This is a genomic window from Exiguobacterium artemiae 255-15 (assembly GCF_000019905.1).
GTDB lineage: Bacteria > Bacillota > Bacilli > Exiguobacteriales > Exiguobacteriaceae > Exiguobacterium_A > Exiguobacterium_A artemiae.
This window is the reverse complement of record NC_010549.1, coordinates 1-4,885: the sequence shown is the minus strand read 5'-3', so window position 1 is coordinate 4,885 and position 4,885 is coordinate 1. Positions and strand designations below refer to the sequence as shown.

Here is a 4,885-nt window from a genome sequence, read left to right as displayed (position 1 = left end):
CACTGCGGCATGTTGAATGGAATCGCTTCGCTCCCTCCTTCAACATGCCTCGCACGACACATGAACCCGTCGTTGATCTTCATCTTTCCTGAACTTTCTATTCTTTTTTTAAATAAAAAGACTTGTAGAACCTGAAGAGCGAGGGCATACTGCGGGAGGCAGGCGAGGAAAACGGCTGGATGGGCAGACTAACCCCTTGCAAAAGGAAAGAGTTAAATCTGCCCATCGGTGCACTGCGTCCAGTGTAGGACGAGGTATCCGTATGTCTAGGCGTTCCAAGATTGTAGGGGAGTCTCGCCCCTACGATATGACTCGCTGCGCTCTCGCGCACACAAGGCGTTTCCACGCCCTACCTTGCTGCCTTTCGGCGACTCGTCATATAACCCACTGTATGACGGCTTTTGGCCGTCATACGTCGTGTCACAGCAATCATACAGCCGCCTACTAGGAAATTCCCCACCGTTTGTCGTGGGACTGCCTACGGTCTCGTACCATATGACCCCGTCTGAACCTCTCAACGATTTTTACCGTATCCCTTCGGGACTTAGGCTATGTACAGGGCTCTCCGTCCTTCCCCTGCTAACGTCGCGCCACGTGCTGGAACTGCGATGACGACCGATCCATTTTACTGCGTCGGCTGGATGAACCTACTCGTTTAAAGAGCGAGTGCAGACCTCTTTTTATGTAAGACCAAAACAAAAAGGACATCATTCAGTAGCGTGTTTCGTAAAACTTGCTACTGAATGATGTCCTTTTTCTATACTAAAACCTTGAATGTTAAAGGTTTCCTTAGTATGATAAGTGCATCTAAGTTGAAGTCACGTCCAATGTGCCTTCAACTATTCAATAGCAAGTGTTCGAGCACTCGCTATTCAAAAGCGTCACTTCGTTGATCATCTACTCGTTTGGCGACAAGTAGATAGGAGAAGTGGCGTTTTTTGTTGTTCCGTCCGTATTTTGTTACTGCTTATTGTACGCCTACATCATTTTTATGACAATATCAAAATAGCTATAATTCATAAAAAGACTATTCTTTTGGTTAACACAATTCAGATCTTAATATTTTTTAAACAGTAAAGAGGACTTTAAAATAACTACTATTTTAAAGTCCTCTTTATATACATATGTTATTAGAGATAACCCATCCCTTTAAGATTTTGAGCTTTTTTAAAGTATTTTGGTAATCCATACGGAGTAGGGATATCTCCTGCAGGATAATTTACAGCCTTAATAGATCTGTAGGCTTGCCAAACAATTTTCGAACAGTATGTTGGATTTTTAGAAGAAATTGTAGGGGTGATAATGTAATCATATTTTTTACCTTTATAATTTTTCACAGCCCAATTAGCTGCTTTAGAGGCATTCGTCGTACTTTTTATACGATAAACATTCGTTTTTATATTTGAGCCTTCTTTTTGTCCTTTCACTATTCCATATCGATCTTGCCAGGTTTTAGATGAAATGACCTTAGGGTGGGCACCAGCACCAGAGATATGAAGAACTTGGCTAGAACTGATTGCAATTCCAGCATGCCCCGTCAAACCATAAGAAGATGTAGCATTGCTAACTAAAATATCTCCTTTTTTTAAAACCGGTCCTTTAGAAGAAGTTGCGGCCATTATTGAATATGATACTGAGGGAATACTGTAACTCTTATCTTTTTCGTTTGATGGATCAACTTCCATTAATCTATCAGGGACAGGAAATTCTTCTTCTAATTCCTCAAAAGAATCATTAGTATTGATGTCCACCCATGAATTGTAAGATACAGTTTCGCTAACCACACCTTCACCAATAAAATTGCTGTACGTACTTTTAGATAAGTCATTTTTCGATTGGCTTAGATCTTCAGCGTATGATAAGTTAGGGGATGTTAATGCTAAAGATAAAACCAAAGTAGCAATACCAAAACTTTTCTTAATCAAATTAAAACATCCATTTTTTAGTATAAATTGATTATAATGTAAAAAATAAACGATTGGTAGGGATAATTTATGAAAAACAAGACTATTATATATTTTATGGTTATACTTTTTTTAGGGATCGGCTTAATTGGAGCATGGGGTTATAAAACTCTTTATTATGATGAAAAACAATCTACTAGTGAGAATATAGATGGATTTTTAAAAGAAAATAATTACATGCAAAATGTTTCAACAAAAGAAATTGTTATGGACACAACAACTGATGAGTATTTCGCCAAAGTAACTTTTAAAGACGAACCTAATAATGAATATGAAATCTATCAAACAGGATCGAATCATTTTAAAATTGTTGGTTATAAAGACGGGGTCCAAATTACAAACAAAAAAGAAGGCAAATATATTAAGAGATAGTCCAGAATAAAAATATAGACATTATTGTATTGTCAAAGACATTTCTATTAGAGAATGTCTTTTTTTATGGCATTAATTTTTAAAGAAAGGGGGTCGGGGAAATCCCCGACAAGCTGTATTGCCTCCACAAAGTGGCTAGAAAATACAAAGCTTGAAAATACCTCTTAAATAAAAAAGAAGGCGCTCCACTTGATATTATTTTCATTGGGAACACAAAATATTTAGTGAAAAACAGAGGCACACCCCGTGCCAAAATGGCGTTTTCACTGGCACGGGGTGTGACCTTTTCGCGATTTTGATGATATCAGGGAAACACTAGGCTTTGCCTAGCCTAGCACGCTTAGTGATAGCAGTTTCCCCTTATGCTCTTTTTCACTGTTTTGTGCATTTTTGGTTTTAAGGTGTATTTTAATTTGCCTCTTTCTTTTCAAGTTTTGTGATTTTAAAAATCATTTTCCGGACTCGATATACCTCTCAAAACTGATTCACCAGATAGATCTGCAGCAACAAAAAAAGAATTAAATACACAAAAGAGAACACTTAAATAAAACGATTCACTAAAAAAACACCATGCAAAAAAGAGACAAAAAGTTTGTGAAAACACATCCTTCTCGTCTCTTTTTTTGAAAGTGTTGGTCTACCAGTCGTAAGATTGCGAGGAATTGTCATTTCACGCAACCTTACGGTTTTTTGCTAGTTTTCGAACAAAAAATCGGCAGCATTTCATTTACCAAATGTTTTACATTTAAAAATGGTAATGTTATGGTTATTCACGATTACATATTAACAATTTATAGAAGGAGGCACTAATATTGAAAAAGTATAAGTTTCTTTTCCCAGCACTACTCATGACTACTTTCATTTCTTCAAACGTCATTCATGCAGAAGAACCATCAATCGATCCTGATTTAATTGAAGAGGTTGACTCTATCGGTGTAAACGAAGACACTTCGGAATTAGTTGAAGGCATTGACTATGATATTGAAGAAGCAACTGTTTATTCTGAAGAATCTTCAGATCTAGAAAACAGTAACTTCGAAAGTTCTGCTCCACTTCAGTCAAGTAGTAATAACGACAGAATTACTCCTTCAATGGTTTTGATGCCAGGTCCAGAATATAAATTTTCAGGTGTGAAGTATATCAAAGAAACAATTGGAAAATCTATACTATGGAAAACTAGTGGAGTACCTGGTGTGACGATTGGATTAGACTTCACTAAATCAAGAAACGCTTCAGTTTCGACTACATATGGGGCATCTTATCATGACATTTCTCAAAGTTTGAGTTTCACAATTGGAAAAAGTTACTCAGTAAGTTCTAGTGGTAGTTATAAAGTGCCAAAGAGTCGCGGTGGGAAAGCGATAAAACGTACAGAAGTAACGGGGCAACCGATCTATAAAAAATATTCTGTGAAAGTTTCAAAAAGAAATGATATTCTTTTCCGATATGACTATAAAGGGTTATTATATGCTTACAAACCGATTGGTGTTCATATAAAATATAAACACTACTACAAGTAACAGGAGATAAACAATCTATTATGAAAAACGCTAAAAACATCTTAATCGCTAATTCGATTGTTTTAATAATAATCTTAATAGCCCAATTGATTTCACCATCTATCGGAAGTTATTTGCTAGATTCAAAAATAGAGTTTTTAGATGAAAACTCTACATACTGGATTGCGAAATTGATTGAAACAAGTTCTGTGCAAGGATTTTGTCTCTTAGTTGGTTTATTAAACATTAGTTTAATAGCAGTGTCAGTAAACCACCTTTTAAAACAGAAATGAATTGAAAAAGGCTACTCCGTCTTATCAAGAGACGAAGTAGCCTTTTCAATTCATTTCTTCTCTATATAGTTACGTAAAATCCCTTCAATTAACTCATAAAGCTTCACATCTTTCTCAAGAGCGGTGTGTTTCAAACGCTTATGTAAAGTCACATCAAGATCAAGCGATACTTTTTTACGAATAATCTTTTCCGGCTTCGTCTCAATCTCGAAATAACCATCATCCAATTGAGATTGTCCCGTCACAGGGTCCACTCGCAAAGGATCTTGCGCTTTCTCTTGATTCGGTTTAGTGATACGACTCGATTGAACAAAATCCAACACCCGTTTCTTCTCATTCGGATGACCTTCTTGAATATGCCATCGCTTGGTTTGTTGATCAAACGTCGCTCCAGCAAGTTTCATCGCCTCACGAAGCTTCTCACGTCCTACTGGAGCATGCGTTTTTGCTACATCGAGGAACTTCATTTGTTTGTTAAATTCAATGACATCCAGAATCGTTAAGTCCATATTCTTCATTCCTTCAAATCCTCCTTAACAAATAACCAACTATTAACCTTCCTTTTTACCCTCTTAATTTTCTGGATGATAGGGCTAGACACCTGCGTTCTTTCTTCGAGTTTCGCTTCTCTAGAACGTTCGGTAATTGATATAAACAATCCTTTCTTCTTTCTCTCTGGATGCCTGTTTAAGATTTTCGCTTTCCTGATCTACCGCACTTCGTTCCGGCGTTTACGCCTCCACTTCGCTTGCTGGCG

5 protein-coding genes are annotated in these 4,885 nt (G+C 37.1%); 3 read left to right on the top strand and 2 right to left on the bottom strand.

The annotated features are described in order from the left end of the window. Positions 1 to 1,130: 1,130 nt before the first annotated feature. Complete coding sequence (locus EXIG_RS15650; RefSeq protein WP_012362684.1) at positions 1,131 to 1,925, bottom strand: C40 family peptidase; 795 nt, start codon at positions 1,923 to 1,925, stop codon at positions 1,131 to 1,133. A gap of 69 nt (positions 1,926 to 1,994) precedes the next feature. Between EXIG_RS15650 and EXIG_RS15530 the strand changes: the two genes are divergently transcribed. The 3 genes from EXIG_RS15530 (at position 1,995) to EXIG_RS15520 (ending at position 4,128) form a co-directional block, all read left to right on the top strand. Continuing rightward, positions 1,995 to 2,336 (top strand): DUF3139 domain-containing protein, encoded by a 342-nt coding sequence (locus EXIG_RS15530; RefSeq protein WP_012362683.1) that lies wholly within the window; start codon positions 1,995 to 1,997, stop codon positions 2,334 to 2,336. A gap of 812 nt (positions 2,337 to 3,148) precedes the next feature. Beyond that, positions 3,149 to 3,856, top strand: a complete 708-nt coding sequence (locus EXIG_RS15525) for a hypothetical protein (RefSeq protein ID WP_012362682.1) — start codon at positions 3,149 to 3,151, stop codon at positions 3,854 to 3,856. Positions 3,857 to 3,876: 20 nt separating this feature from the next. Continuing rightward, the gene (locus EXIG_RS15520; RefSeq protein ID WP_012362681.1) at positions 3,877 to 4,128 is read left to right on the top strand and encodes a hypothetical protein; all 252 of its coding nucleotides are present in this window, start codon (positions 3,877 to 3,879) and stop codon (positions 4,126 to 4,128) included. A gap of 50 nt (positions 4,129 to 4,178) precedes the next feature. On the opposite strand, the gene EXIG_RS15515 is transcribed toward EXIG_RS15520, so the two are convergent. Beyond that, positions 4,179 to 4,646: a hypothetical protein gene (locus EXIG_RS15515; RefSeq protein ID WP_012362680.1), complete on the bottom strand. Its 468-nt coding sequence runs from the start codon at positions 4,644 to 4,646 to the stop codon at positions 4,179 to 4,181. Positions 4,647 to 4,885: the final 239 nt, after the last annotated feature.